This window comes from Methanosarcina acetivorans C2A, from assembly GCF_000007345.1.
Taxonomy (GTDB): domain Archaea; phylum Halobacteriota; class Methanosarcinia; order Methanosarcinales; family Methanosarcinaceae; genus Methanosarcina; species Methanosarcina acetivorans.
This window is the reverse complement of sequence record NC_003552.1, coordinates 5,177,897-5,202,656: the sequence shown is the minus strand read 5'-3', so window position 1 is coordinate 5,202,656 and position 24,760 is coordinate 5,177,897. Positions and strand designations below refer to the sequence as shown.

At 45.2% G+C, this 24,760-nt stretch carries 31 protein-coding genes; 15 read left to right on the top strand and 16 right to left on the bottom strand.

Translation table 11 applies throughout. From position 1 onward, the window contains the following. Positions 1 to 113: 113 nt before the first annotated feature. Genes MA_RS28110 through MA_RS26105 form a run of 3 tightly spaced genes read left to right on the top strand, consistent with a single transcriptional unit; the run spans position 114 to position 844 of the window. On the top strand, positions 114 to 269 hold the full coding sequence (locus MA_RS28110) for a hypothetical protein (RefSeq protein WP_162829686.1): 156 nt from the start codon (positions 114 to 116) through the stop codon (positions 267 to 269). Then, a complete protein-coding gene (locus tag MA_RS22345) occupies positions 269 to 556 on the top strand; it encodes a hypothetical protein (RefSeq protein WP_048065946.1) in 288 nt (95 codons plus the stop codon). The genes MA_RS28110 and MA_RS22345 overlap by 1 nt, the downstream gene beginning before the upstream one ends. 18 nt (positions 557 to 574) lie before the next feature. Beyond that, entirely contained in the window at positions 575 to 844 is a 270-nt protein-coding gene (locus tag MA_RS26105; protein ID WP_157860386.1) for a type II toxin-antitoxin system RelE family toxin, read from the top strand. Between the two features lie 303 nt (positions 845 to 1,147). Here the strand turns inward: MA_RS26105 and MA_RS22340 are convergent, their stop codons facing one another. After that, positions 1,148 to 2,140, bottom strand: a complete 993-nt coding sequence (locus tag MA_RS22340) for a radical SAM protein (protein WP_011024160.1) — start codon at positions 2,138 to 2,140, stop codon at positions 1,148 to 1,150. Positions 2,141 to 2,190: 50 nt separating this feature from the next. After that, positions 2,191 to 2,346, bottom strand: coding sequence for a type II toxin-antitoxin system HicB family antitoxin (locus tag MA_RS29870; RefSeq protein ID WP_226990911.1), 156 nt, complete (start codon positions 2,344 to 2,346; stop codon positions 2,191 to 2,193). A 1,043-nt stretch (positions 2,347 to 3,389) separates the two neighbouring features. Between MA_RS29870 and MA_RS22335 the strand changes: the two genes are divergently transcribed. Further along, positions 3,390 to 4,190 (top strand): formylglycine-generating enzyme family protein, encoded by an 801-nt coding sequence (locus MA_RS22335; RefSeq protein WP_226990687.1) that lies wholly within the window; start codon positions 3,390 to 3,392, stop codon positions 4,188 to 4,190. 490 nt (positions 4,191 to 4,680) lie between these two features. Here the strand turns inward: MA_RS22335 and rpl12p are convergent, their stop codons facing one another. The 10 genes from rpl12p to MA_RS22285 all read right to left on the bottom strand — a co-directional run bounded on the left by rpl12p (position 4,681) and on the right by MA_RS22285 (position 12,342). Further along, positions 4,681 to 4,995, bottom strand: a complete 315-nt coding sequence (rpl12p, locus tag MA_RS22330) for a 50S ribosomal protein P1 (RefSeq protein ID WP_011024158.1) — start codon at positions 4,993 to 4,995, stop codon at positions 4,681 to 4,683. Between the two features lie 43 nt (positions 4,996 to 5,038). Beyond that, complete coding sequence (locus MA_RS22325; RefSeq protein ID WP_011024157.1) at positions 5,039 to 6,082, bottom strand: 50S ribosomal protein L10; 1,044 nt, start codon at positions 6,080 to 6,082, stop codon at positions 5,039 to 5,041. After that, positions 6,083 to 6,724, bottom strand: a complete 642-nt coding sequence (locus MA_RS22320) for a 50S ribosomal protein L1 (protein ID WP_011024156.1) — start codon at positions 6,722 to 6,724, stop codon at positions 6,083 to 6,085. Positions 6,725 to 6,955: 231 nt separating this feature from the next. Continuing rightward, a complete protein-coding gene (locus MA_RS22315; RefSeq protein ID WP_011024155.1) occupies positions 6,956 to 7,441 on the bottom strand; it encodes a 50S ribosomal protein L11 in 486 nt (161 codons plus the stop codon). Positions 7,442 to 7,555: 114 nt separating this feature from the next. After that, on the bottom strand, positions 7,556 to 8,014 hold the full coding sequence (locus MA_RS22310; protein WP_048065945.1) for a transcription elongation factor Spt5: 459 nt from the start codon (positions 8,012 to 8,014) through the stop codon (positions 7,556 to 7,558). Beyond that, positions 8,011 to 8,226: a protein translocase SEC61 complex subunit gamma gene (locus MA_RS22305; RefSeq protein WP_011024153.1), complete on the bottom strand. Its 216-nt coding sequence runs from the start codon at positions 8,224 to 8,226 to the stop codon at positions 8,011 to 8,013. The genes MA_RS22310 and MA_RS22305 overlap by 4 nt, the downstream gene beginning before the upstream one ends. A 426-nt stretch (positions 8,227 to 8,652) precedes the next feature. Then, positions 8,653 to 9,777: a cell division protein FtsZ gene (gene ftsZ / locus MA_RS22300; protein WP_011024152.1), complete on the bottom strand. Its 1,125-nt coding sequence runs from the start codon at positions 9,775 to 9,777 to the stop codon at positions 8,653 to 8,655. A gap of 287 nt (positions 9,778 to 10,064) precedes the next feature. Next, positions 10,065 to 10,295 carry a hypothetical protein gene (locus MA_RS22295; RefSeq protein WP_011024151.1) on the bottom strand — a complete coding sequence of 77 codons (231 nt, stop codon included), beginning with the start codon at positions 10,293 to 10,295 and terminating at the stop codon, positions 10,065 to 10,067. Then, positions 10,292 to 10,882 (bottom strand): DUF99 family protein, encoded by a 591-nt coding sequence (locus tag MA_RS22290; protein ID WP_011024150.1) that lies wholly within the window; start codon positions 10,880 to 10,882, stop codon positions 10,292 to 10,294. Before MA_RS22290 ends, MA_RS22295 begins: the two co-directional genes overlap by 4 nt. A gap of 134 nt (positions 10,883 to 11,016) precedes the next feature. Next, positions 11,017 to 12,342 (bottom strand): proteasome-activating nucleotidase, encoded by a 1,326-nt coding sequence (locus MA_RS22285; protein WP_011024149.1) that lies wholly within the window; start codon positions 12,340 to 12,342, stop codon positions 11,017 to 11,019. 30 nt (positions 12,343 to 12,372) lie between these two features. Here MA_RS22285 and MA_RS22280 point away from each other — a divergent pair, with 30 nt between their 5' ends. Further along, positions 12,373 to 12,858, top strand: a complete 486-nt coding sequence (locus MA_RS22280) for a multiprotein bridging factor aMBF1 (RefSeq protein ID WP_048065943.1) — start codon at positions 12,373 to 12,375, stop codon at positions 12,856 to 12,858. 306 nt (positions 12,859 to 13,164) lie between these two features. Here the strand turns inward: MA_RS22280 and MA_RS22275 are convergent, their stop codons facing one another. Beyond that, positions 13,165 to 14,007, bottom strand: coding sequence for a TatD family hydrolase (locus tag MA_RS22275; RefSeq protein WP_011024147.1), 843 nt, complete (start codon positions 14,005 to 14,007; stop codon positions 13,165 to 13,167). A gap of 353 nt (positions 14,008 to 14,360) precedes the next feature. Between MA_RS22275 and MA_RS22270 the strand changes: the two genes are divergently transcribed. Further along, positions 14,361 to 15,389 (top strand): isocitrate/isopropylmalate dehydrogenase family protein, encoded by a 1,029-nt coding sequence (locus MA_RS22270; RefSeq protein ID WP_011024146.1) that lies wholly within the window; start codon positions 14,361 to 14,363, stop codon positions 15,387 to 15,389. 90 nt (positions 15,390 to 15,479) lie between these two features. Here the strand turns inward: MA_RS22270 and MA_RS22265 are convergent, their stop codons facing one another. Further along, on the bottom strand, positions 15,480 to 16,811 hold the full coding sequence (locus MA_RS22265; protein WP_011024145.1) for a homocitrate synthase/isopropylmalate synthase family protein: 1,332 nt from the start codon (positions 16,809 to 16,811) through the stop codon (positions 15,480 to 15,482). A gap of 785 nt (positions 16,812 to 17,596) precedes the next feature. Between MA_RS22265 and cbiT the strand changes: the two genes are divergently transcribed. From cbiT to MA_RS22220, 9 genes are all read left to right on the top strand, one after another. Continuing rightward, positions 17,597 to 18,151, top strand: a complete 555-nt coding sequence (cbiT, locus tag MA_RS22260) for a precorrin-6Y C5,15-methyltransferase (decarboxylating) subunit CbiT (protein WP_011024144.1) — start codon at positions 17,597 to 17,599, stop codon at positions 18,149 to 18,151. Positions 18,152 to 18,241: 90 nt separating this feature from the next. Then, a complete protein-coding gene (locus MA_RS22255) occupies positions 18,242 to 18,850 on the top strand; it encodes a cobalt-factor II C(20)-methyltransferase (RefSeq protein ID WP_011024143.1) in 609 nt (202 codons plus the stop codon). Between the two features lie 17 nt (positions 18,851 to 18,867). Continuing rightward, on the top strand, positions 18,868 to 19,596 hold the full coding sequence (locus MA_RS22250) for a cobalt-precorrin-4/precorrin-4 C(11)-methyltransferase (protein ID WP_011024142.1): 729 nt from the start codon (positions 18,868 to 18,870) through the stop codon (positions 19,594 to 19,596). Between the two features lie 23 nt (positions 19,597 to 19,619). Beyond that, on the top strand, positions 19,620 to 20,132 hold the full coding sequence (locus MA_RS22245; RefSeq protein ID WP_342636681.1) for a cobalamin biosynthesis protein CbiG: 513 nt from the start codon (positions 19,620 to 19,622) through the stop codon (positions 20,130 to 20,132). A gap of 72 nt (positions 20,133 to 20,204) precedes the next feature. Continuing rightward, positions 20,205 to 20,561 (top strand): cobalamin biosynthesis protein, encoded by a 357-nt coding sequence (locus MA_RS22240; protein ID WP_226990686.1) that lies wholly within the window; start codon positions 20,205 to 20,207, stop codon positions 20,559 to 20,561. Beyond that, positions 20,530 to 21,330, top strand: a complete 801-nt coding sequence (cobJ, locus tag MA_RS22235; RefSeq protein ID WP_011024141.1) for a precorrin-3B C(17)-methyltransferase — start codon at positions 20,530 to 20,532, stop codon at positions 21,328 to 21,330. The genes MA_RS22240 and cobJ overlap by 32 nt, the downstream gene beginning before the upstream one ends. Next, entirely contained in the window at positions 21,320 to 22,042 is a 723-nt protein-coding gene (locus MA_RS22230; RefSeq protein ID WP_011024140.1) for a precorrin-8X methylmutase, read from the top strand. Before cobJ ends, MA_RS22230 begins: the two co-directional genes overlap by 11 nt. 333 nt (positions 22,043 to 22,375) lie before the next feature. After that, positions 22,376 to 22,822: a hypothetical protein gene (locus tag MA_RS22225; protein WP_157860385.1), complete on the top strand. Its 447-nt coding sequence runs from the start codon at positions 22,376 to 22,378 to the stop codon at positions 22,820 to 22,822. A 64-nt stretch (positions 22,823 to 22,886) separates the two neighbouring features. Then, entirely contained in the window at positions 22,887 to 23,315 is a 429-nt protein-coding gene (locus tag MA_RS22220) for a hypothetical protein (RefSeq protein WP_011024138.1), read from the top strand. 103 nt (positions 23,316 to 23,418) lie between these two features. Here MA_RS22220 and MA_RS22215 read toward each other — a convergent pair whose 3' ends face one another. Continuing rightward, complete coding sequence (locus MA_RS22215) at positions 23,419 to 24,069, bottom strand: cytochrome c biogenesis CcdA family protein (protein ID WP_011024137.1); 651 nt, start codon at positions 24,067 to 24,069, stop codon at positions 23,419 to 23,421. Between the two features lie 147 nt (positions 24,070 to 24,216). After that, entirely contained in the window at positions 24,217 to 24,702 is a 486-nt protein-coding gene (locus MA_RS22210; protein WP_011024136.1) for a thioredoxin family protein, read from the bottom strand. Positions 24,703 to 24,760: the final 58 nt, after the last annotated feature.

The window sequence follows — 24,760 nt, the reverse complement described above, 5'->3', positions numbered from 1 at the left end:
CGGCGACTTATTCAATTCTTTATGAGAACTCGATCGGAACATTTCTTCTGTCAAAAAGCATTGGCAGGTTTAAATATATGCAATTGCATAATTCTATGCAAATGGAGGATTTTATGAAAAGGTTCACAATTTCTGTTCCCGATGAGCTGAAAAAGGAGCTTGATTCTATGCCTGACATTAACTGGGCAGAAGTAGCCCGCAAGGGAATTGAAGAGAAACTTCAGTGTCTTGAGAAGTTTGAAGTTCTTGAAAAAAGTGGGGAGTTATGATGGCAACGATCACATTACCTGTTCCGGATGAACTTTACATGAGGATGGAGCATTTTTCCTGGGTGAAATGGTCTGAGGTCGCAAGAAACTCCATCCGGAAAAGGGAGATCTTTGAGAAGTATTTACGATCCGGGGAACTTTCTGATGAAGATGCGGAATTCTGCGATAAAACGGACTGGCACCCTGCGGACGAATTACCTTTGAGGGAAGATTATGTTCAAAGGTTGGAGGATTTGAAAAAGGAAACTCCCCTGAAAGTCAGGGACGTTTCTGACATTTTCGAATGAAAATTTAGAGTGGTTCGGATGCCATATGATCTTTTTATACTTCCATCATGTAAAAAAGAGATCGATAAGGCGTGTAAGAATAATACACTCTTAAAAGAGTCTTTGAGCAAAAAAATTCAAGAGATATGTGAAAGCCCTTTTCATTATAAACCTTTGAGAAATGAACTTCATGGAATGCGCAGGGTGCATATCCTGAAAAGTTTCGTCCTGATCTTTAATGTAGATGAAAACAAAAAGTCCGTGACCCTTGTAAGTTTTTCACACTATGATACTGCTTACTCTCGCTAAGTCCTTTTCCGCCTTCTGAGCTCGCCGCCATGCCAGAAGCCGCAGTGTTTACGGATGCTACGCCCGTGCATTGATGGCGACCGGACCGTAAGTCCTGTGCCGGTATCCGCAGGACGAAATCTTATTTTCAGTCTTCGTTACGAGAAAGCCGTTTGCAAGCAAACGTGACAAGACACGTTTGATACGGTATTCCAGTTGCCCTTTTTTTCGCTCCCTAAACTTCTCCCCACACCGGTTTTAAGTCATCTTGAGGAAGCGTAGCAACCGAAAAGGACGGTGGGCTCCCGAATCGCAATTCGGGCGTTACATCCACTCGTAATGCATCAAAACTTCCGGGTTAAACCCCTGCATCAAACTATTCTCCGTATACCCAAAAAAGAGGCAGCCTTCACAGTTCTCTACAATTTCCTTCCTGCGCTCTGCAGAATTATTCCACACCTTCTCAAACCCGTCCTTCATTACGTTTCCGAGCGGCTCATGCTGCACCCGGCAGGTCTCGGCTGTGCCGTCGTGAGTTAAGTTGATGATTACGCTACTTGCCCGGCATTTGTAGTCCATGTTTCCATCCCTTACCATGCTGAGGTAGGTCTTTGAGTTGATTATGGGGTAGCCTTCTTTTTTAAGCTCGATTATCCTGTCAACGACCCTGCGGAATTTTTCTTTGTCGCGGATTCCGATCTCGCTCCAGATTTCCTCGTCGATGCCCGGAAACTCGTGGACTGGTTCGAATGAAATTTTTACGCCCAGTTTTTTTGCAAGCAGAATAAGGGTTTCAATGTCGTCAAGATTTTTTCCGGTGAGGACGCAGTTCATCAGGATAGGGTTTTTCTGTTTCTGGAGTTTTCTGACTTCAATAGCTTTTTTCAGGCCTTTCAGCAGGGTTTCGAAATCCATCCGCCGGATTTCTTTGTAGCTTTCAACCCCGTCCACGGAAACCGACAGGAAGTCCACGTCCTCAAGCTCTTCCACTCTCTCGTAAAGCAGCTTTCCGTTCGTGACCATGGAGGTGACCAGCCCGAGCTTCTTTGCGTGAGCCATTATAAGGGGGAGGTCTTTTCTGAGAAGGGGTTCGGTCGTCCAGGCGTTATAAACGCCGATCCCGAATTTTTTTGCATCATCGAGCAGCCTGAAGACCTCGTCTCTTGAGGGTTCTTTTCCGGTCTCTTTCCAGTATTCGCAGAACTTGCAGCGCATATTGCAGTTAGCATTTACGCCGTGAGAAAGGACAAACGGACGCTTCTTGATTCTTATCTGCCAGAGGGCTTTTGAAGCAAAGACGGGGTCAAATCGGGTCATGACAATCTCATTTTGTTTTTCTAAAAAGGAAATTAAAATAAAAATGGAAATTAAGCCTCGATTTCAATTTTCTGAATTCCCTGTAATTTAATGGGCGGCAAAGACTCGTTTTTTGATTTTAAGAGTTCCAGATGGGCTAATATGGCTTCCCGGATATTCTCCCTTAACTCGCCGAGTGTATCTCCATAGCTGTAGCACCCTTTCAGTTCGGGAACAGTTCCTATCTAGTACATCGATTCCAAATTATGGGAAGAATTGGACTTTGAAATCAGCACTGGTCAATGTTTTTTCTATGAGAAAACCACAAGCGGACAAGAATAAACACGAATTGAAAATATTTGTGTTCACTTGTTTTTATTCATGGTTTATTGAGGATATATGGAATCGATGTACTAGATCCTATCTTCGTCTTTTTCGATTAGTACGACAAATTTTTGTTTTGTCATATTGACCACTCCATACTCTCTAGTTTCTTCTATAAATAGGTAGACATGTTTTTGAAGAAGAGTCTGGAATCTGCGGGAACTATAAATTCGGAACTATAATTTATCATAACTTCTACAACTGCCATTATTGACTTTTCGGATACTCTTAAACTAAATTATCTCCTGCCTGAGTTATCCTTTTACAAAATACTAAGTAATCAAATTCTGCTTCAGTTTAAAATTCTTATGGTACTTCCACATCAAATTTGAACGTCGCAGAAGAAACAAAAAATCCAAAAGAAAAAAGAACAATATTTGGCAGGAGTCAGGAGAAGAGCAGTATCAGAATACGTAGACTGTAATGATGCCTGCCACCGATCCGGTTGCAGTAAGGTGGTATGCCAGCATCTGTACTCTCTTTTTCGTTATTTTTTGCAATTACATATATTTCATTCATTATTTTAATTCGTTCATCAACTGAAAATATCCTAGCCTCAACAATCTTCCTTTTTTGAATTTTTGAGGAACCAGCATCTTCAGATTATTTTCTGTTGTGCTTGAGTTTGTTTAAAAATACATTTCTAATTAAAAATGAATATCCCTTTATATTAACAAACAAGAATAACTTTTATCTTCCTCAGGAAACAAAATTGTAATTTCAGTTGAGATATATAAATTCTGGACTCTTTAATTGTGATCAGGCTTGAGACCAGATATGTAATTCAGAGGATCAAACTCATTGACCGAAGCATGAGATACCACCGGGGCCTGGTATTGAGATTGCTAACCCGGGCTGAAACCTGAATTTTTCAATGGTGTTATGTATGTTTGAAAGAATAAGTAAAAGAGCATTCATTGCTGTACTAGTTATTCTCCTCTTTTGTGGAGTGCAGGGTTGTGCCGAACTCGAAAAATCAGCAGACGAGTCGGACTATCCAAATTCGATAGGCATGGAATTTGTTAAGATCTCTTCTGGGGAATTCATGATGGGCTCACCTTCAGATGAAAGGGGTATATCTAATAGTGAAAAACCTATTCATAAGGTTACTATAGAAAATTCATATTACCTTGGTAAGTATGAAGTAACTCAGGAGCAGTGGAAATCTGTAATGGGAAATAACCCTTCACACTTCAAGGGTGATGATCTGCCCGTGGAAAATGTCTCCTGGTACGATGTTCAGGAGTTCATCAATAAGCTCAATGAAATGGAGGGAACAGATAAATATCGTTTACCTTCTGAAGCTGAATGGGAATATGCCTGCAGAGCGGGCACCACAACCAGATATTTCTTCGGGGATGACGAATCGAAACTCGGTGATTATGCTTGGTATTGGAATAACTCTGATAGAAAGACTCATCCGGTTGGTCAGAAGAAGCCCAATTCCTGGGGCCTTTATGGTATGTCTGGGAATGTGTTGGAATGGTGTCAGGACAAATGGCATGATAATTATGATGGTGCTCCTTCTGATGGTAGTGCCTGGGAAGAGGGTAATAGCTCCTACCGCGTTATCCGGAACGGCAGCTGGAACGCCTCCCCCATGGTCTGTCGGTCAGCATACCGTTTCCGTTTCGTCCCCGACACTCACGTCCATTTCATTGGCTTTCGCTTGCTGAGGAGCTTGTAACTACTCAGTACTTTCCAACTTTGTATCTTTGTACTGTAAGTAAGGAATAACTCCGACGAAGTCTGAAGATCCGAAGAGTGCATAAGCCGCCGAAACTAAGGTGCTGAGCCAGTTCACGCCTCAATTTCTTAATTTTTCCATTTTTTTTCGAAGCGTGCTCAGGATTTAATGAAGTCCCATGTCAAGTTCGAGAAGCCTCTTTTCGAGGGCTTCTGATGATCCCATAAGAGTCAATTTGTCCTATGCGTTTATCTTCAAAGGCTGGAGGATTTTTACAAAGAAAAGCCGTTTGCTCCACAAACCAGGTTGAACCGTAAGATTGTTTGAAGATCTGATAGGGTATTTAGATCTGATAGGGTTTTTGAAGATCTGAAAGGGTTGAGAAAGCCAGAATAGGTTTAGAAACAATTTCTATGTAATAAAATTATTGCAAAGTTCCAAAATCCAAAAAAAAAGTTGCCCGCCGTGAGGCGAGCTGTTGGTATTGCAATTATCCGAAGAGGGCGCCGAGACCGGCCATTCCGTCTTCTTCGGAGGTGTCTTCTTCTTCCTCTTCTTCTTCCTCAGCAGGAGCTTCTGCTTCTGCGGGTGCGGCGGCTGCGGGTGCGGCGGCTGCGGCAGGAGCTGCGAATGCTGCCTTTGCGATTGCGTCTTCGATGTCCACGCCTTCAAGGGCTGCGACAAGGGCTTTTGCCCTGGCTTCGTTCACTTCGATACCGGCTGCCTGAAGAACGGCAGTGATTGCTTCTTCGGTAATTGCTTTACCAGCGTTGTGCAATAAGAGAGCTGCATATATGTATTCCATCGTTAATCACCTAACTTTGTATTAGCGTAAATTGTAAATCTGTTTATCCGAAAAGGGCACCGAGGCCGGCCATCCCGTCTTCTTCGGCATGGTCCTCTTCTTCCTCTTCAGGTTCTTCTTCCTTCTTTACTTCTTCTTCTGCTGGAGCTGCTGCGGCTGCTGCTGCGGCTGCACTTGCGGCTGCTCCGAGAACTTCCCTCAGGTCGTCATCCACGGCATTTGCGTCTTTGTCTGCGGCTTCGGATGCAACGGATGTCATCTGGACATGTGCTTTTGCCAGCAGGGTATCCATAACTCCCGGCTCAAGGATAACAGCATTGACACCAAGGTTCTTTGCTTCTGAACTGGCTTTTGCCAGCAAGGTGCTGATTGTTGCACTTGTCGGGAATGCGGTGTTGACCGAGAGATTGAAAGCATTCTGAGCTGCCCTGATAATGTCAGAGAAGTACTTGCTTTCATCAACTGCAAGGAGTTCCGGCTCATAAATCGTTCCGTCATCATAGGCGGCTCTAAGGTCAAGCCCTACTATGAGCGGGTAAATTTCCAGCTTTGAAAGCATTGTGGCGAGCTTTTGCGGGACTACCTCACCTGCTTTACAGACAACCTTTGTTTCCTTAACTGCGACTTTTCCGGCATCGATAGAAGCGGGAATGCCTGCGCTCTGGAGTTCACCCAGAATCGGACCGGGTGGGAAACTGGTGGGCCCCTTCTGGACAGTAATGTCCGCAGGAGCTATTGCACCTCCTCTGATCGGGGAAGGTGTTTTTGTCTGTTCGAGAAGTTTGTAAAGCTTGAAGGGACTTTCATTAGTAAATATCAGAGCGGTCTGCTTGTCAAGGTATTCTTTCATCCCGGGAATAGTTTCCCCAAGCTGGTTTAAAGCCCGCTCTGTGAGGGTGTTCCTGGAGACTTTGAGCACCGCAACGTCCTTAAGGTCCCGGCGGATCTTCTGCATCTTGGTTGCGAGGATGCCTTCGATCCCGACCATCCCGAATACCTTATGGGACTGGATGAGTTCCTTAATGTTTTCGATTTCATCCTTTTTCCACTGCGGGATATGCTCGGTGTGATGCCTTTCTTCTGCCATTTACACCACCCTCTCTGATTTTCCCATGGTTGTCGTGACATAGACCGTTCTGAGGTTGTGCTTGCCCTTATCAAGGACACGCTCAAGCCTGGACATAATGGTCTCAATGTTCTCTGCGAGGTCTTCGGGATTCATATCCCTTCTACCGACAGCCACGTGGAAGGTAAGTCTGTCTTTTGACCTGAGCTTGACTGCATTCTGCTTGCTCTGGATCAGTTCACCGACATCCTTGTTCGGCATGAGCGGGATAGGCATCTTACCTCTGGGTCCCAGCACAATACCAAGGTTCTTACCGATGATCGGCATGAACTGAGTTTCTGCGATAAAAAGGTCACATTCGTTTGCAAGAACTCTGGCTCTGTTTTTGTCAGCTGCCAGCTCTTCAAGCTCAACGTCAGAAATAACATACGCAGCACCGGCAGCCTTTGCCTTCAGGCCAACATCACCTTTTGCAAAAACGCCGATCTTCAGCTCTTTTCCGAGCCCGTGCGGAAGAATTACTTCTTCATCGACTCTGTTCTTCGGTTGGTTCATGTCAAGGTTCTTTAAGTTAATCGCCAGATCCACACTTTCCGAGAAATTGCGTTTTGGCGACTCCTCAACGACTTTCTTGACAGCTTCCAGTATAGTTTTTTCTACCATCTTGTTCCTCCCCGTAGTGTTTGAACTTGATGTCCAGACAGCCGTTCCGGCTTACTACGGTGGTCGTAGGGGCTCCCCTCCGGGTCTGTTACTTCTAACAGTAAGCCACCAATAACTTGAGCTATTCTAGTAGAACACTGTTCAAGGCTCTTGTGCTATTAGTGGTATCCAATTTAAAACTATTGGTGTGTTGACAGATCACGGATTGAAAAGTAAGGGAGAGGAAGGCTTTTACCATGCCTCGCCTGCAAGCAAATCGTCAAATTTGCCTTCATCGAGTGCCTTCTGGCAGTCCTTAGCTTTCATTCCCTCTACGTTCACGCCCATCGGGACACAGGAGCCCATTACTTCTTTCATTGCAGCTTTGAGGTCATAAGATAGCACGTCTTCCTTTTTCATACGGGCGACTTTTGCTACCTGCGAGATTGTAAGGTTTCCAACTACCTCGCTTCCCGCATTTCCTGACCCTTTCTGGATCCCCAGCTCTTTCATGACCAGAGATGCGGTCGGAGGGGTGCCTACTTCGATCTCGACATTTTTCTTGTCGTCAACAATTACTTTCACAGGGACCTGCATTCCATTGTAGTCCCTTGTTTTTTCGTTGATCTTTTCGACCACTTCTTTTATGTTGACCCCGAGCGGACCAAGTGCCGGACCTAATGGTGGTCCGGGATTCGCTTTGCCTCCGGGGACAAGTGCTTCAACAATACTTGTCATCTGAGTCTCACCGGTTTTAATAAGTATGAATTTTGCAGATTTGTTTCAATCCACTCTGAGTACTGGTGATTTTTGTTATTAATAAGCTGGAATTTTCCCATTCTGATTTCTGGCTTATTCGTTCTCTTTTTTGAGTATCCTTACGGTATCGCCACGAATCGTAATGGGGATCGGAACCACAGCATCGAAGAGTTCCACAGTAATTTCCTCATGCCCTTCGTCAACCCTTTTAACCCTGGCTTTTTCTCCCTTAAAGGGTCCAGAGGTGACCTCAATTATAGCTCCTTCCTTGATACCGGTCACTATTGGCTTGGGCTTAAGGAAGTGTTCGATTTCAGCTATTGAAGAACTCCCTTTCACAAGGGCTCTTGCATGTGGAATTGTCTGGATTGCCAGCTCCACGATTCCGGATTTGGGGGCCTCGACAAGGACATATCCTTTGAGCTCGTCAGGAGCCAGGATTGCCCTTATGTCCAGTTTCTCCTTCTTTGCGATCCTGGCAAGGGCCATTGCAACTGACCTTTCCTGGTTTGCCGTGGTTTTGATTACGAATATCTGGGAATCCTCACTCATTGGGACACCCACTGGGGCAACATTGTCAGCAGTACGTAAATAATAAATCCAATTGCTCCCACAGCCAGGATGCCGGCACCTGCAACTTTGGCAATGGTCAAGAACTCTTCCCTGGACGGTTTTTTCGTAAGTTTCAGGACCCTCAGGTGTGCCCGGATTGCCTGACCAACGCTTTTTGTGGTTATATTCGGTTCAAATGTGGATTCTACCAATTAATTCACATCCAGGTTTTTATATACATCTTTATTTTTATCTGGAATTTCGCCTGTATCTCTTCCTTTGTATGTTGCATCTCCGACATTTGCTTCTCGACCGCATAATATCGGATTCACTACTCAGAAAGGACGGGCGGATTATATTATTAATTCCTATTATATGAAGATATCACTGGCACGGCCTTTAACACATCCTGAAATTTAGATTCAGGATTCTCACTCACATAAAAACCCTAATCGTGTCAGTAAAAATTTTTCATTTTTGATGCCGAATTGTATCGGCATCATACTGCATTTACCATAAAAATAGTTTTCGATTGGATTTATATTCCTACGTTCCTTCTTTTTCCTGTAAGCAGAGGAAAACAGTATTTTTCTCCAACCGAACGTTTTTGTCCATTCTTACCGTTCATTCCTGATTGATCACTCTACGAAGTCAATTCCGTATTTGTATGTAATGTTCTTGTCGCTTCCGTGACCGTAAATCTGGGCAGAGGTAACGCCTGTGACCACGATCATGGTACGTACGGTCTGTTCCAGGTCAGGGTCAACCTGGGCTCCCCAGATCAGGCGGGCATTGCTGTCTATGCGGTTGTAGACTTCCTGCACCACACATTCGGCTTCCGAAATGGTCATGTCAGGACCTCCAACTACGTTAACAAGGGCAGATGTCGCACCCGAGATATCCACGTCAAGGAGCGGGCTGCGCAGAGCTTTCTGGACGGATTCGACAGCTTTGTTCTCACCATCGGATTCTCCAAGCCCTATCATAGCAACGCCTCCGTTTTGCATGACAGTTCTTATATCGGCAAAGTCGAGGTTGACAAGTCCGGGTTTTGTAATCAGTTCGGTTATGCCTTTTACAGCTCTCATAAGGACTTCGTCCGAGACTTTAAAGGCAGCCTGAAGCGGAAGTCTCGGGACAACTTCGATCAGCTTGTCATTGGGAACAACAATAACCGTGTCGGCAACATCTCTAAGCCTTTCGAGCCCAGCCTCGGCATTTGTCCTCCTTACGTGCCCTTCCACACTGAACGGGAGGGTTACGACTGCAATCGTAAGGGCTCCTGCATCCCTGGCTGCCTCAGCCACGATAGGGGCAGATCCGGTTCCGGTTCCTCCTCCAAGGCCTGCGGTGATAAAAACCATATCCGAGCCCTGGACGATCTTGTTTATCTCATCGATACTCTCAATTGCTGCATCTTCTCCTATCTGGGGGAGGCTACCGGCTCCAAGTCCCCGGGTCTTCTTTTTCCCTATGAGAATTTTTTTGCCGGAGCGTATATGAAGAAGGTGCTGGGCATCAGTGTTCAGAGCAACAAGGTCTGCTCCCTGGATGCCTTCGCCCATCATACGCTGGATGCTGTTCGAACCGCCGCCTCCGCAACCTATCACTTTGATGGTTGTTTTAAGGCTCCGGAGTATTTCTTCAAGTTCAGCATCCACTTCTAAGTTTTCATTAGAGTAATCTGAGTCTGAATACTCTCCCTGCACGGCACGTCCTTCCAGGGCAGATCGAGCAAGGGCTTCTTCCACAATGGATCTCATACTACTGTTTTCCTCCATCCTGCTGGGGTGATCATTTAACGGATCGTTATAAATAATTACTGTAACAAGGAACAAATTATTTTAATCATCACATATACAGTTACCAATTTAATAGTTTTTCTTTTCCAGTTTTTGAATTTATGCTGTATATGTTTAATAATTTTATTAATGTTACTCTATTCCCCCTGTCTGATGTATTATATTCTTTGCTCTCGGGGGCTATCCGGTCGATTTCTAATTTTTTTTCGCCATCTTCTTTAATTTCTTTGCCTCAAATGTATATTTTTTTATTTTTTATATTTTTTTGAGGCGGGTTCCTGTATTTTTATCTTTCCCTTTTTTCCTGATTTTTTTCTTCTTTTTCTCTCGATCTCATATCCTGTCCGGAGCCTCTGTATGTTCCCTGGATTTTCGGTGTGACGGGGGGCTCTAGTGCGTGATTCTGCTGGCTTTCTGCCGGGGCCTACTTCCTGATTTTCTCCTGGAGTACTGGAAAAATCGGTTATGTTTTCAGTCATGCTCTTCCTCTTGACTCACCGAAGATAATGCCCGTTGCAATTAGATGGGCAACCCTGAGAGGCTCCGGAATATTACTTCTTATCGAAGTGAGACGGACTATCTTTTCTGCGCTTTTTAACCCTATCCCGGCTTTCTGGATATATATCGGAGTGCCGTTTTTTTCCGTGACCAATTTTTCTATTTTGCCGGCTTTTTTTATTATCTCCCAGCGCAGTTCTCCATCGGAGAAGTGCCTGAGGGCAGCCCGGATCTTTTCGAAATCCGGGTAAGCCCGCATGACCACAATAACAGGAAGCCCTGTCTCCCTGTAAAGCTCCTCTATGTCGACCACATTAAAGCCTCCGTAAGTGACCCCATCAAGCATGACAATCCTTAGCTGGGCGTAGTGCCTGCTATTCTTTATCATCGTGCTTATCACTTCGGTGGCATCAAGCCCGTCTCTGGTGATCTCCGAGCGCAGGACTCCGTCCATCCAGTCTCCCCCTCTGAAAACAGTTCCCACTATCATTACCTTCTCATTAAGAAGCGCAGAGTCGTCTATGCCCAGAACTCGGATCTCGGGTTTGATATGAAAATCTAAATCCACAGGTATCTTTATGCAGGAATTCCAAAAATAGTTTACCGGTTTCCCATGAGACCTTTTTCCACAGAACTCAACGGGAAACAGGAATTTTTTCCGGTAAAAATAGTGCCCTTAAAAGGGCAAACTACCGAATTTCTTTACACGAACATTGTTGTCTCTGGAAGGTTGCCAGGCATCATCTTCTGCGTATCCGCAGCCATAGATACCTTCTCTACTGCTTCGAGGAAATCTTCCATTTCAACAAGGGCCTTATCTTTTCTGACCGCGAACATGCCTGCTTCTGTGGCAATTGCCTTCAGGTCTGCCCCGCTCATCCCTTCGGTAACTTTTGCAAGCTTTTTAAAGTCGATATCTCCCGCAAGAGTCATCTTTCCACAATGGATTTTGAGGATTTTTCCTCTGGCCTCTATTCCGGGCATCGGGACATGGACAAGCCTGTCAAAACGGCCCGGCCTGAGAATTGCAGGGTCAAGGACATCCGGTCTGTTTGTGGCTGCAATGATCCGAATGTTTTTCCTCTTGTCAAAACCATCCATTTCTGCAAGAAGCTGCATCAAAGTTCTCTGAACTTCCCTATCTGCGCCAGTCGTCTCGTTTAAGCGCCTTGCAGCTATCGAATCCAGTTCATCGATAAATATGATGCTGGGAGCTTTTTTCCTCGCCATCTCGAAGATTTCTCTTACCAGTTTGGAACCGTCCCCTATGTATTTCTGTACAAGTTCGGAACCAACAACTCTGATAAATGTCGCATTGGTCCTGTGGGCTACGGCTTTTGCGAGCAGGGTTTTACCTGTTCCCGGGAGCCCATAGAGTAATACTCCTTTGGGGGGCTCAATTCCTATCCTGGCAAAGCGCTCAGGTTCGATTAGCGGAAGTTCGACTGCTTCCTGAAGTTCCTGAATCTGCTCATCGAGACCGCCGATCTGGTCGTAATCAACTTCAATACTTTCAATTACTTCCATTGCAGCAACAAAAGGCTCTTCTGTTGAAGGAATAACCTCTGCAATGGCAAGTGTATGCTGGTTCAAGGCGACCTTTGCCCCTGGCAGCAGTTTTTTCTCGTCAATATATTGTGAGACGTTAACCAGAAACTGAGGGCCATTGCTGCTACGGACGATTATACGATCATTCTTGATCACATCAATAACCGTACCAATGATCAGCGGAGAGGTCTTCATGCGATCGAGTTCCGACTGAAGCTTTCGTATTTCTCTCTCATACTTGATCTTCTGGTTCTCCAAATAGCGTTTTTCGGACTCTATCTGGCTGCACTGCTCTTCCAGAAAACTGTTGCGGCTTTCGAGTTGCCTCACTCGGTCCTGGACGCTTTCAGTTGACTCCCCCAGCTCTCCAGGCTCGATTCCGTCATACACAGATCCGGGCTTCACAAGGTGACTGCGCATGCTTTCATCCTTACTTTTGGTAATTTCCGTCATGGAGCTCCGAATAATATTTAAGTTCATACCGTATATAGCGTTTTCGAAGTGATCAACATGCAGTGCGAAATATGTGGTGCAGAGATCCGTGGAAAGCCCATATGCGTCAAAATTGATAACAGCGAACTCCAGGTCTGCCAGAAATGTGCACCTTATGGTCAGCCCGTTGACAAACGTACTCCCGTGTCAAGAAAAGTCTCTCCGGTAGTTCGTGCGGTCCCGCGAACTGAAAAGAGGCCAAGGAAGGATTTCTTCGATATTTTAAAAGATGAACTTCTGGACAACTACGATCAGATTATCCGGGACGCGAGGGAGGCCAAAGGCTGGTCTCAGGAGGATCTTGCTGAAAAAATCAAGGAAAAGGCATCTCTGATCAAAAAGATAGAGCGCAGCGAGATTGTGCCCGAAGATTCCGTTAGAAAGAAGCTGGAACACACCCTTAACATCAAACTCACAGAGCGCGTGGATGACGCAGGGCAGGAAGTCTCTCACATGAGGAAAGACACAACTCTCGGTGATATCGTAAAAATAAAGCGCAAATAAACTGTAATGTCTGACTGTAAAGCTTTAAATTGAAGTTTGTTCCAGTAGCGAAAACTGTTTCCGGCAGGGTTTTTTCCTTCCGGAAACAGCTCTGACGGAAATTTCTAACTCCTGACGAAAATTTCCAACTCCTATTTCTAACTCCTATTTCTAACTCCTATTTCTAACTCCTATTTCTAACTCCTATTTCTAACTCCTATTTCTAACTCCTATTTCTAACTCCTATTTCTAACTCCTATTTCCAACTCCTATTTCCAACTCCTATTTCTAACTCCTATTTTCAACTCCTATTCCTTCGGCGTTGTGTTATAGCTCGATCTCTATATCATAAACTTTTTCAGGGTTCTCCTTGTGAACAACCCAAAAAGGTTCTTCCCCATGCGTTTCAATGAGTTTCATGGTCCTTTTCGGGACGGTCTTCGGGCCAAGGACTGCGCCCGGTCTATCGGGGTCATCGATATAATCGGTCTCCATCATGAAGCGGGTTCCTTCTTCAAGCGCCTGCTCGATGGCTCCTTTGACCGATATTACGCCGGGAAAAATCCCGAGTTCCTCACAGGTTTTCACAAGAGGAGGCGAGTAATGCTTGACCACCCTGTACATTTTTATTCCTGTTTTTTTTGCCCTTTCTGCAATATCCTGCAGTTCGGGCTCCTCCACACTTTCGGTATGAAGCTGGACTGCACAGTCCTGTTCTTTCCCGAGAAAAAAGGCATGTTCCATTATCTCATTTGAGGCTGCCCATACCTCTGAGGATACGGGATAGTGCGGGCGTCCCGATTTTATTCCCACGGCAAGGCCTCTTTCAACGTATCCGGCAGCAAGCTCAAGGCCCTTTTTCATGGTTTCGGTCGCTTCCGGGAGTTCCATGTATTCCGTAAGCTTTGAAATCTCTGCCGGGTGAACTCCGAGAACCGGAAAAGCTCCTACTCCAATTTCGCGGATTTTTGACGCGATTTCCACGGTTTCGTCAAAGACCGCAAGATAATCCTCGGGTTTTTTGACCGCAATTCCAAGGGACCAGCTGGGTTTCGTAACCAGGATTATATGCGTCCCGCCTGATTTCTGAAAGTCTTTAACGGCTTCAAGCCCTCTGGCTCTCGGGTCTATATGCATGTGGTTGTCGGTAATCGGAATTTTTGCAGACATGTTTATCCCCGGAAATTTCCTGAAAGCATTTTACTATCTTTTACTTATATTCAAATACTTATATTCAAATTATAGGATTCCTTCACGAATTTCAAATGAAAATATTAACAGTTTAATTTGAAAACCGTACCTATCTTTGCGGGGCACGAGGACAGGATTATATTCTGTGAACCCGTACCTATTTTCTGGGTGTATTCTATAGTATAATTACCCAAAAGTTGAAATATGAGCCTTACATTGAGTACGCGGCAAGATTCAATTATACTTACCACGTTCTTAGAAAAGTTCCCCCTTTTTTAGCTTTTCAATCGCTACGGTTCTTTTAACACGAACCTTATAGATCTGGTGATAACATGACTAAAACCGCAGCAGTAATCAAAGGTGACGGGGTTGGCCCCGAACTTGTGGAAGCAATGCTTAAAGTTGCAAACGCCGCTGGCACTGATGTTGAATTCGTAATGTGTGAAGCAGGAGCCGGCTGGTGGGAAGAGCATGGCGGCAATTCCCTTGTCCCTGATGAGACCTGGCAGATCCTTGACAGCTCCGATGCCTGTTTCAAGGGGCCGACCACAACCCCCGGCGGGATAGGCTCCCCGAGAAGTGTGGCCGTATCCATCAGGAGAAAGTACGACCTCTATGCAAATGTCAGGCCGATAAAGACCTTCCCGAACTCAAATGCACCTCTCGGGGATGTCGAGATGGTCTGTGTGCGAGAGGGGACTGAAGGACTTTACATTGGTGAGGAAATCCAGCTCACAGACGATGTTTCCATTGCAATCCGAAAAATTACCCGTACTGCATCCGGTAAGATTGCCCGCTATGCCTTTGAGGAAGCCAAAAGGAGAGGTTACGACACGGTTGTGCCCATCCATAAAAGCAATATCCTGAAACTGACCTGCGGCTCTTTCTTAGAAGAAGTCGAAAAGGTTGCACAGGACTACCCTAACATTGAGGTCTGGCCCTATCACATTGATAACATCGCCCAGCAGCTTATCAAAAACCCTCAGATCTTCAATAAAAAGGTCCTCCTTTCCACCAACCTCTTCATGGATGTAATCAGTGAAGAGTGTTCAGCCCTTGTTGGCAGTATCGGGCTCATTTACTCTGCAAATCTCGGGGACAATTTTGCAATGTTCGAGCCGGCTCACGGCTCAGCCCCGAAGTATGCCGGGCTGGATAAAGTAAACCCTGTTGCAACCGTGCTTGCAGGAGCCTGGATGCTGGACTACCTGGGTGAGAAGGAAAAGTCCGAAGCTATCTTCAAAGCCACAGAGCGCGTAATCTCCGAAGGCAAGTATGTGACCTACGACGTTGGAGGCAACGCAAAACTCAGCCAGATGGCAGACGAGATCGCAAAATACACCGCCGAAATCCTGAAATAAAGATTTCGAGCATCTGAAATGTGGGAATCCGAAAGCAAGCGAGTTTTCGTTTGCTTTCTTTTTTGTTCTTTACGGTTTTTGCCCTTACTTTTAATCCGTCTCTTCTACCTCTTCTACCGGTTCCTGAATTTTTCCTTTGCCTTTAAATTTCCCTCTACCCGTATGTGCAGGGTCACAGATTGGTTGATAGAGGAAATATTTCTCAACGTAAGCAAGGAGCTCTTCATCCGAGATACAGGAGACCCTTTCTTCTTTATCATAGAGCTGCTGGATTTCTTTCTGGATCTTAAGCAGTCTCCTATCATCTTTTTCGATTATGGTTTCGACATCAAGGAGGTCATTTAAGGTTTCCTGAATCTTGTAACGTATCACTTCAAGACCCGAAGAATCGCCTATGAGGAGGAGCCTGGTACTTCCTACAAGTTCGGGAGGGTAAGGTTCATAGTTGAAGGGATTTTTCAGGACACCTGCGGCATGGATTCCTGATTCGTGGGCAAAGATGTTTTTCCCGACAACAGCTTTGTTTCTTGGGACCCTGAGCCCGAGTTCTTTTTCCATAAACTTTGCAAAACGAGTGACGGGTTCCAAATTATATTTATCAAAACCTTCAACCCTGTCCGCCAGGAAGAGCAGGATTTTTTCCATTTCGCTGTTGCCTGCACGTTCTCCTATGCCCAGGAAGGTTACACTTGTCCAGTTGGCTCCGTGCCAGAAACCCGCAATCGAACTTGCTGCCCCGAAACCGTAATCGTCATGGATGTGGGTTTCTATATTTTTGACCCCTATATCTTTTTTGAGGTACTGGACAATTTTAGGAATTCCGTACGGTTCGTCAATATTCATGAACGGCATCCCGTACCCGACGGTGTCGCAGACTCTTATAATGCAGTCAGGATCGATTTCCATAATCTTTTTTACGAGGGGGAAAACAAAGCCGTAGTTGTCAGCCCTCGTCATATCTTCCAGGTGGGCTCTTGTACGAAGCCCATGGTCCACCGCATATTGAAGGGCATCAAGATATTTCTCTTCAGCTTCCTCCCTTCCTGAAAGCCTCATCTTCGAATAAATGTGCGTATCCGAGACCGACATCAAAATCCCGGTCTCTTCAAGGCCGTCTACTTCCAGAATTTTGTCTATGTCAGCCCTTGAAGCCCTTGCCCAGCCAGTGATTTCAGGACACTCGTATCCCCGGTCGAACATAAGTTCAACGGCGTCCCTGTCTCTCTTATTGAATACAAAGGCTTCAAGTTTCTCAATTCCTATCTCGTGCAGGTATTCATAAATTTGAATTTTGTGTTCTCTGCTCAAGACTATTCCTGGCATCTGGGAGCCATCACGGATGGTGCTGTCACTTATGAATATCTCGTTTCCATAAGGCAGCTTTAGCTTGGGCAGGTCTTCGTATGATTCGTAAATTTTCATCTGGTATCCTCCTTTCATTTAGGTGGCAGAGCCCTGCGTCGAGAGGGCGGGCTTACACTGCTGGAGTAGTTTCCTGTCAAAAAGATGCTGTTAAGTATGCAGATTAAAAAAATCAGCCATTAAACCGGAGATGTTCCGTTTCCTGTTTAAAAAACATTTATTTGGGAATATCTCTCGTTTTTTTCTTAAAAGGCGTTTTAAATTTTTCTCAAAGAGGCACTGTATCGGGAGTGCCAAGAACTTAACTCCCATATGCTGTTATAGTTAAAATCTCTTTCTTTCAAGCTGCTATAAGTAATCTTAAATTCATGTCATAAAAATGTTTTTGATGTTTTCCCCTGAATTGCAGGAAATTTTTGGGCCTTCACTTTTTTAAAACCTTTGCCTGATATTCTTTGGAGAGTGTCAACTTAATACTAAAAAATATAAAATTTTTAATTAGTGTTTGCTTGCGTCTCAAAGGCTCGTATTTTTAGGCGCAACTCAAAACCAGTACAAACTTTTCGACCTGTTTTTTCCGATTTCCGGGGAGCTTCATTAAAGTTTACTTTCCTTTGTTGCCCTTCGTGTCGGTAATAAGGTATATCTACAGCAAGTTATATTTATAATCGGGTAAATCTGAAATATCTAATTTATTGATGTTTCTCTATATGCTTCTGCATATGGCTTGAACCTGAAAAATATCATATATTGCCAGCTCTAACTGTACATCCAGATTTAATATAATTTCCAACTTATATCGTCACATATTTAATAATGCATATTCACTTTTCCCGAGGTAGAACATGTCCGAAATAGTAAGTGTTAGCGGCGGTCCGACTAAACCGGAAATAATTGCAGTGTCCCTTTCCAAACTCGGCCTGCAGGATGGGGATCGGTTTGCAGATGTAGGCTGCGGTACGGGTTCGGTCTCGATTGAAGCAGCTCGGATTGCCCGTAACCTGACTATCTATGCAATAGATGCCCGTAAAGAGGCTCTCCTTGCTACGGAAGCGAACTTCAAGAGTTTCGGGATTGAAAATGCCAGGGTCCTGGCCGGCGAAGCCTCGGAACTTCTCGGCTCCGGAGGGTCTATTGATTCAATTGATTGCGCTTTTGTTGGCGGTACTAAGAACATTGACGCCATCCTTGAGAAACTCGTTGAAAAAAAAACCCGCAGTATTGTGGTAAACGCAGTCCGTATCGAGACGGTTGTCCGAACAATCGAGGCTATGAAGAAGCTGGGAATTTTTGACGAAGTAGTCCACATTTCAGTCTCGAGAAGTGCCCCGATTGCAGGAGAAACTATGTTCAAACCTGAAAATCCGGTGTACATAGTTGTCGGAAAAAAACAAGCCTGAATATTATCCTTTAATCGCTATCAGGTTAAATCACCATCAAATTAATCAAATCACGTTTAATATTTACCTGTAAATTTATGGAGCGATAATATGTTAATAGGAGTAGGACTTGGTCCAGGAGACCCTGAACTTCTGACCCTGAAAGCAGTGAATGTTTTGAAAAACAGTGATAAGGTATACGTCCCAGGACGCCTGGCAAAAGACCTTGTAGCCCCATATACGGACGCCGAAATCCTTGAGTTTCCCATGATAAGGGACATCGAAGTCCTGAACACCCTCTGGAAAGAAAATGCAGACCGTGTTGCAGATGAGGCCAGAAAAGGGACAGCGGCTTTCGGGCTTATAGGTGATCCCAACTTTTTCTCCACTTTCACTCACCTGAAAAAGGTTATGAACAGACACTACCCTGATGTTGAGACTTCAACAGTGCCGGGAATAAGTTCCATCACGTCTTTTGCTGCAAGGACTGATGTGGCGGTCGAGAGCTCCTTTGAGGTAAGCGACGGCTCCGAGATCGGGTATAAGATCCACCTTAAAGCCACACAACCGAGAAAGATTATCGAGAAGCTCGAAACTGAAGGGTATAGAGAGTTTATTTTCGCAGAGAGGCTTTTTTCGGACAATGAACTGATTATCAGTAAGAAAGAAGATATCCCGGAAAAAGGGAACTATTTCAGCATTATTTACGGTAAAAAATAAGCAAAGGGAATGGTCAAATGGAAAGAAAAGTATATTTTGTGGGGGCAGGTCCCGGAAACCCCAAACTGATTACTGTCCTCGGACGTGAGCTGCTTGAAAAAGCGGACCTTGTTATGTATGCGGGCTCCCTTGTAAACCCCGAAGTCCTTAATTACACGAAGGGAGAAACGGTCGACAGCTACGGGCTTACCCTTGACGAGACCACGAAAATAATTGCCGATGCCGTGGATGCAGGAAAGTTCGTGGTGCGCCTCCACAGCGGAGACCCTTCGCTTTACGGGTCTGTTATCGAGCAGATGGAAGAGTTGAAAAAATACGATATCGAAGTTGAAAGAGTTGCCGGCGTCTCCTCGGTTTTCGCAAGCGCAGCAGCTCTTGGCACCCAGCTTACTCTTAACGGGGTTTCAGATACCCTTATCATCACACGTCCTGCAGGAAAAACTCTGGAAAAAGACCTTATCTCCGAGCTTTCCGTTTACAATACCACCATGGCAATTTTCCTTGGGACCCAGAAGATCAGGGAAATCATGGAAAAAGTCCGCTGCCCGAAAGACACTCCTGTTGCAGTTGTCTTCCATGCATCCTGGGAAGATGAAGAAGTTATCACAGGGACTGTAGAAGATATCGCAGACAAGGTGAAAGATGCAGGGATCACGCGCTCGGCAATGATAATTATCGGTGGGGTTGTTGACCCTAAAAACTACAGGAGGTCCTACCTATACGGAGTGGCCCAGGAACCGCTGTAATTACCTTTGAAAGGAACAGGGAAATTGCATCAAAGATAGCAGAGCATCTTGAAGCTGACCTTCTGCTCTATGAAAAGGGTATCTTCAGGAAAGCCTTTGAAAACTACGGGGCAATCGTTGCAGTCTTTGCTACGGGTATTGTGGTAAGGGATATTGCTCCCCTTCTCAATAATAAATGGTCGGACCCGGCAGTGGTCGTAGTGGACTCTAACCTGAATTTCGCAATCCCTCTCCTTGGAGGGCATCACGGGGCAAATGAGATATCCCGAAAGCTTGCGGAATTGGGTGCAGTTCCCGTGCTTACCACAGCTACCGAGGTCCACGGCAAACCCTCGGTTGAAGGGATTGCTGACAGGTTTGGCTGCGAGGTCTTCAATAAAGAATCCACAATCGCTGTAAACTGTGCCCTCCTTGACCGGCAGGTAGAAGTCCTTGAGGTTAAGGGACCCAGGATTGTCATTGTGGACGAGGATGTTTCCGTGCTTGTGAGAAAAAAACAGGCTGAAGCAAAGGATGAAGGTACCGGAAACAGCTGATAATAAATACCAATTAGCAATTAATAAGCCGATTAATGACGAAACTGCATAATAAAGCAGTGGAAATGATTAATGATGATTCTCGGAATCGGAACCCGCAGGGGCATTACAAAAGAAGAAGTTCTTGACGCCGTAAAACAGGCGCTTGACGAATGCGGCCTGAGTCTCCAGGAGATTACGGCTTTTGCCTCTGCGAAACTCAAAGAAAATGAGCGAGGTCTGCTGGAAGCAGGTGAAATTCTCGACATTCCGGTGAACTTTTTGCCGGATGAGGTGCTGAACAGCTACAACCCTCCTTCATCCTCCCAGGCTTCGCGCTTCGGGTTAAAAGGGGTTGCAGAGCCTGCTGCACTGGCCCTCTCGGAAAAACACGAATTGATTTGCAGGAAGAAAGTCTATGGCAGAGTCACAATCGCAATCGCAAGATAAGGCATCCGGCGGAAAACTCTACGTTGTAGGGATAGGGCCGGGCTCCGTGGAACAGTTAACCCTCAAAGCCCGGGACGTAATCCTCAATGCCGATTATGTTCTCGGGAACAGTACTTACCTGGATCAGATGGAAAGTCTTCTCGGCACGCAGGAGGTAATCCGGAGTTTTATGGGAAAAGAGGTTGAAAGAGCCCGGAAAGCCGTGGAACTTGCAAAAAACGCAAACGTGGTCATGGTCAGCGGGGGCGACACCAACGTCTACGGCATGGCAGGAATCGTGCTGGAGGTTGCTGAGCACGAGAGCCTTGACGTGGACATAGAAATCCTTCCAGGGGTTACAGCAGTCCTTGCAGGGGCAAGTATTCTCGGTGCACCCGTGGTGACGGACTTTGCAGTGATCAGCTTAAGCGATCTCTTAACTCCCTGGGAGGTTATCGAAAAGCGGCTTAACATGGCTGCAGACGCGGATTTCGTGATAGGGCTTTACAACCCAAAGAGCCGCAAAAGAAAGTCCAACTTTGCAAGGGCAATCGAAATCATCCGCAAGTACAAGGCCGATTCCGTGCCTGTGGGGCTTGTCAAGAACGCCATGAGGGGCGAGGAAGAGGACCAGATCGTGACAACCCTCGGGGAGGTCATGGAGTATGAGGACTGGGTGGATATGAGCACCGCTATTCTCATAGGTAACGGGGAGTCCCGGATCTGGAAGTCTCCGAAAAAGGATATAATCATAACACCCAGGGGGTATCATAAGAAATATGACTACTGAAAAAAGTGCTAATGAAAGCGAAGAGAACCTCGAAGAATTTACCGAGCTTACGGTGGAAGTCGATCCCGAACTTGTAAAGATCTGTACCGACTCGGGGGCAAGGACTGAAGAGGCAAAAGCCATCTACATGAAAAGCCGGACAATGATCCGGGAAATTGTCGGGAATTCCACACCCGAAGACCGTTTCCGCCAGCGCTGCGTAATTGCTACAGGAGACCTCTCGGTTGCCGACATCATGCGTTTTACGCACGACCCCATACCTGCTGGGGTTGAAGCAATTAAAAAAGGCGCTCCTATCTTTGTTGATATCAATATGGTAAAAGCCGGGATCACAAAGGTCGGTCACTCCTCGGAAGTGATCTGCGTCCTCGACGAAGACCCGAACGCCGAAATCGCCAACAGATACGGAATTACCCGGACCTCCGCAGGATACCTTGCCGCAAAAGACAAACTGGACGGCAGCATCATCGCAATCGGAAATGCCCCTTCGGCCCTCATCATGGTCTGCAAGCTGATCGAAAAAGGTGTAAGGCCTGCTCTTATAATCGGGCTTCCCGTTGGCTTCGTAAACGCAGCCGAATCCAGGGAAATGGTCCGGAACCTGAAAATTCCCATCCCTTCAATCAGCTGTGTCGGGACAAGGGGGGGGACTCCGATGGCTGTTGCCTGTGTAAACGAGCTCGTAGCAATCGCAAGGGAAAGTGAAGAATAACAATTTCTGCTTTCTTTTTTGATTTTTTTTCTTTTATCTCGAGCTATTTTTTTTGTTTTCTAACCGGTTTTTTAGTTACGGCACCCAGACATTATTTTCTCCTTTACGATAAATTTATATTTGTAGTTCTCCATCTTGTAATCCGAGTCAAGAATATATCGTAAGAACAATATGTATATTCTTTTTACATTAGGACTTACGCAGTTGAGCTGAAAACCACGAGCGGAAAAGACTTAACTGTATTAACCAAAAAAATGTTGTCGGCTCTGCATGTGCTTGATTTTATATTTCAAGTGCGTAAGTCCTGTACATTATTCTCAGGGTTGGATCCAATTGGGCAGCAATGATGGAAAACTGGTTATTCTTTTTATGCTCCTGACAATCGCTTTGTTTTTCTATGTTTCTCTTCCTTTCATGTTTAGGGGACCTGCAGCACCTCTTTTTGTAATACACAACCATGACGTTAAAGGTCATGAAGTGGCAGTTGAAGTATTCGATCAGCAGAACAAATCAATAATAAATGAAACCTACATTCTGGAACCTAAAAGTGATATGTTACGATCTCGTCCTTTTAGTTTAAGGTTACACCGGGAAAAAAGAGAATACACATTTAAGGTAACTATGGATAAGCAGATTACAAGCACGGATAAACTGGAGTTTCCGAATAGTCATGCTTTTGCCGACGTACGTTTATACAGTAAGGACTATGGTGATACTTATTTGGACTACGAATCCCCCAAAACGATCCCTATCCTCATAGAATTTAACGAAATGATGTGAGAATATGCCGGTGAAACTTCCTGTATTTGTATTTTTCTTGAATTCTTCTCTGAGGTGGATCTGATTGGGTAATAATACCAAGAAACTGGTTATTTCAGGTATCACTATTCTGGTATTCATATTAGTTCTCTATCTCTTTCTTCCCTTCATTTTTATGGGATCTGCTGCCCCTTTTTTCGTGATACACAACCATGACGTTAAAGGTCATGAAGTGGCAGTTGAAGTATTCGATCAGCAGAACAAATCAATAATAAACGAAACCTACAGTCTTGAGTCTGAAGGCGATTTTTCACAGGCTCGTCCTTTAAGCCTTCGGTTCCACCGCGAGAAAAGAGAGTATATTTTTAAGGTAACCATGGATAAACAGATTACAAGCACGGTTAAGATAGAAATTCCCCATAGTCATACTTTAGTTGATATATGGTTGTACAGTAAGAACTATGAGTCAGGAGAAATTGTCCCTATTTCCATGGAAACCGAATCAATCGTATGAGAAGAAACAGGTTTAATATTGTTTTAACCTGCTGTTTCCTTCCCTAAATTTTTGTTTCAAACTGTGTCAAATGTATATTGTTTGGTACGCTAAGTAAAAAAAATCAGATGAGCCAGCTGAGGTGGTTCTGATAGGCCATCCAGAGCCCTACAAGGAGAAGCACTATCCCGGCTCCCTTTTTGAAGGCCGCATCGTATTTTGATATGAGTTTTATTTTTGAAGTGGAGAGGTGAGCCGAGTATGCAAGCAGGAGCATGGGTACCGCAAACCCTGCAGAATAGATGAAAAGGGTCAGTGCACCGCTAGCAGCACTTCCTTCCAGGGCTACCATTGTCAGGATTGAGGCGAGGATAGGTCCCACGCAGGGAATCCAGAGCACTCCGAGGGAAAGTCCCAACAGAAGACCTGAGATCGGTCCTTTCTCGTTCATTCCTGCAAGCAGGGGAAATCTTGCAAAGGCGTTAAACAGGCTTATCTCAAAGAGCATTGCAAGCCCCATCGTAATGATCAGAAGTTCTGCCAGGATTTTCAGCTGTCCCAGGTATGCCTGGAAAGCTGCTCCGAAGGCGGAGGTCACGACTCCCATGAGGGTGAAAGAAATAGATACTCCAAGCACTATAGCAAGGGGCCTTAACTTTCCTTTTCCTGTTGAACTTGCAAGAACTGCAGGAAGAAGGGGGAGGATGCATGGGGACAGGACGCTGAGAACTCCTGCACCAAATGCAACCACGGGTGAAATAGCTTCATAAGACATGGTCTGGTTCGGTGTTTTTCAGTTTGTTTTTGCTACGGTACGTTTTTTAAACGGAAAACTGTTTTCAGTCTAAACTCGGCCGGAAACCCTGAGTTTTCCAACTGACGCAGGATTTGAAGTTCAGTTCTACGGGAAAGCCGCTTTTTATTATTTGTTCTCATAGTAAAGAACGGCTCTTTCCAGAAGCTCTTCATACACCTGTTTATCCCTGACTCCCAGAACTCTTGCCTGGAATCTGTCCGTAGTGACGTTTCCGTCTTCCTGCATGTAAACATATTCTCCGTTTTCAAAGCCCACGACTACAAAGGAATCAGGGATATAGGCTATTCCGAAGTACGCTGCAATTTCAGGACTCTGATCTATATCTGCAGACATGACCGTGACTTTTCCAGTGTACTCTGCTGCCAGGTCGCTCAGGATGGGTTTCATCTGCTGGCATGGTCCGCACCACTCAGCTCCTACTTTTATAAGAACCGGACCTTCCTGGACGGACGTGTTTATCTGTTCCAGAGAGGTCATATTTTCAACAACACTTATTTCCTGGGCACTTGTGGCGCTTTCCGGGCTTTCAGTACAGCCTGCCGTAAAGATTACAGATGCGAGCAGGATTAGTGGTATAATTAGTTTATTCATGTTCTCAACATTAGTTGTTTATCTTGTAGTTCTTTAAGCTTTCCGTATTAGTAATTCT

What these genes read in the sequence shown, in the direction of transcription:
- MA_RS22265 (WP_011024145.1), bottom strand. Translation starts at nt 16,811, where the DNA reads ATGAAAATTTACGAATCATACGAAGACCTGCCCAAGCTAAAGCTGCCT.
- MA_RS22275 (WP_011024147.1), bottom strand. Translation starts at nt 14,007, where the DNA reads ATGTCTGCAAAAATTCCGATTACCGACAACCACATGCATATAGACCCG.
- MA_RS28110 (WP_162829686.1), top strand. Translation starts at nt 114, where the DNA reads ATGAAAAGGTTCACAATTTCTGTTCCCGATGAGCTGAAAAAGGAGCTT.
- MA_RS22255 (WP_011024143.1), top strand. Translation starts at nt 18,242, where the DNA reads ATGTTAATAGGAGTAGGACTTGGTCCAGGAGACCCTGAACTTCTGACC.
- MA_RS22250 (WP_011024142.1), top strand. Translation starts at nt 18,868, where the DNA reads ATGGAAAGAAAAGTATATTTTGTGGGGGCAGGTCCCGGAAACCCCAAA.
- MA_RS22270 (WP_011024146.1), top strand. Translation starts at nt 14,361, where the DNA reads ATGACTAAAACCGCAGCAGTAATCAAAGGTGACGGGGTTGGCCCCGAA.
- MA_RS22210 (WP_011024136.1), bottom strand. Translation starts at nt 24,702, where the DNA reads ATGAATAAACTAATTATACCACTAATCCTGCTCGCATCTGTAATCTTT.
- MA_RS22285 (WP_011024149.1), bottom strand. Translation starts at nt 12,342, where the DNA reads ATGAACTTAAATATTATTCGGAGCTCCATGACGGAAATTACCAAAAGT.
- MA_RS22310 (WP_048065945.1), bottom strand. Translation starts at nt 8,014, where the DNA reads ATGAGTGAGGATTCCCAGATATTCGTAATCAAAACCACGGCAAACCAG.
- MA_RS22320 (WP_011024156.1), bottom strand. Translation starts at nt 6,724, where the DNA reads ATGGTAGAAAAAACTATACTGGAAGCTGTCAAGAAAGTCGTTGAGGAG.
- MA_RS22295 (WP_011024151.1), bottom strand. Translation starts at nt 10,295, where the DNA reads ATGACTGAAAACATAACCGATTTTTCCAGTACTCCAGGAGAAAATCAG.
- MA_RS22345 (WP_048065946.1), top strand. Translation starts at nt 269, where the DNA reads ATGGCAACGATCACATTACCTGTTCCGGATGAACTTTACATGAGGATG.
- MA_RS22325 (WP_011024157.1), bottom strand. Translation starts at nt 6,082, where the DNA reads ATGGCAGAAGAAAGGCATCACACCGAGCATATCCCGCAGTGGAAAAAG.
- MA_RS22215 (WP_011024137.1), bottom strand. Translation starts at nt 24,069, where the DNA reads ATGTCTTATGAAGCTATTTCACCCGTGGTTGCATTTGGTGCAGGAGTT.
- cbiT (WP_011024144.1), top strand. Translation starts at nt 17,597, where the DNA reads ATGTCCGAAATAGTAAGTGTTAGCGGCGGTCCGACTAAACCGGAAATA.
- MA_RS22340 (WP_011024160.1), bottom strand. Translation starts at nt 2,140, where the DNA reads ATGACCCGATTTGACCCCGTCTTTGCTTCAAAAGCCCTCTGGCAGATA.
- MA_RS22335 (WP_226990687.1), top strand. Translation starts at nt 3,390, where the DNA reads ATGTTTGAAAGAATAAGTAAAAGAGCATTCATTGCTGTACTAGTTATT.
- MA_RS22230 (WP_011024140.1), top strand. Translation starts at nt 21,320, where the DNA reads ATGACTACTGAAAAAAGTGCTAATGAAAGCGAAGAGAACCTCGAAGAA.
- rpl12p (WP_011024158.1), bottom strand. Translation starts at nt 4,995, where the DNA reads ATGGAATACATATATGCAGCTCTCTTATTGCACAACGCTGGTAAAGCA.
- MA_RS22315 (WP_011024155.1), bottom strand. Translation starts at nt 7,441, where the DNA reads ATGACAAGTATTGTTGAAGCACTTGTCCCCGGAGGCAAAGCGAATCCC.
- cobJ (WP_011024141.1), top strand. Translation starts at nt 20,530, where the DNA reads ATGGCAGAGTCACAATCGCAATCGCAAGATAAGGCATCCGGCGGAAAA.
- MA_RS26105 (WP_157860386.1), top strand. Translation starts at nt 575, where the DNA reads ATGCCATATGATCTTTTTATACTTCCATCATGTAAAAAAGAGATCGAT.
- ftsZ (WP_011024152.1), bottom strand. Translation starts at nt 9,777, where the DNA reads ATGAGATCCATTGTGGAAGAAGCCCTTGCTCGATCTGCCCTGGAAGGA.
- MA_RS22280 (WP_048065943.1), top strand. Translation starts at nt 12,373, where the DNA reads ATGCAGTGCGAAATATGTGGTGCAGAGATCCGTGGAAAGCCCATATGC.
- MA_RS22240 (WP_226990686.1), top strand. Translation starts at nt 20,205, where the DNA reads ATGATGATTCTCGGAATCGGAACCCGCAGGGGCATTACAAAAGAAGAA.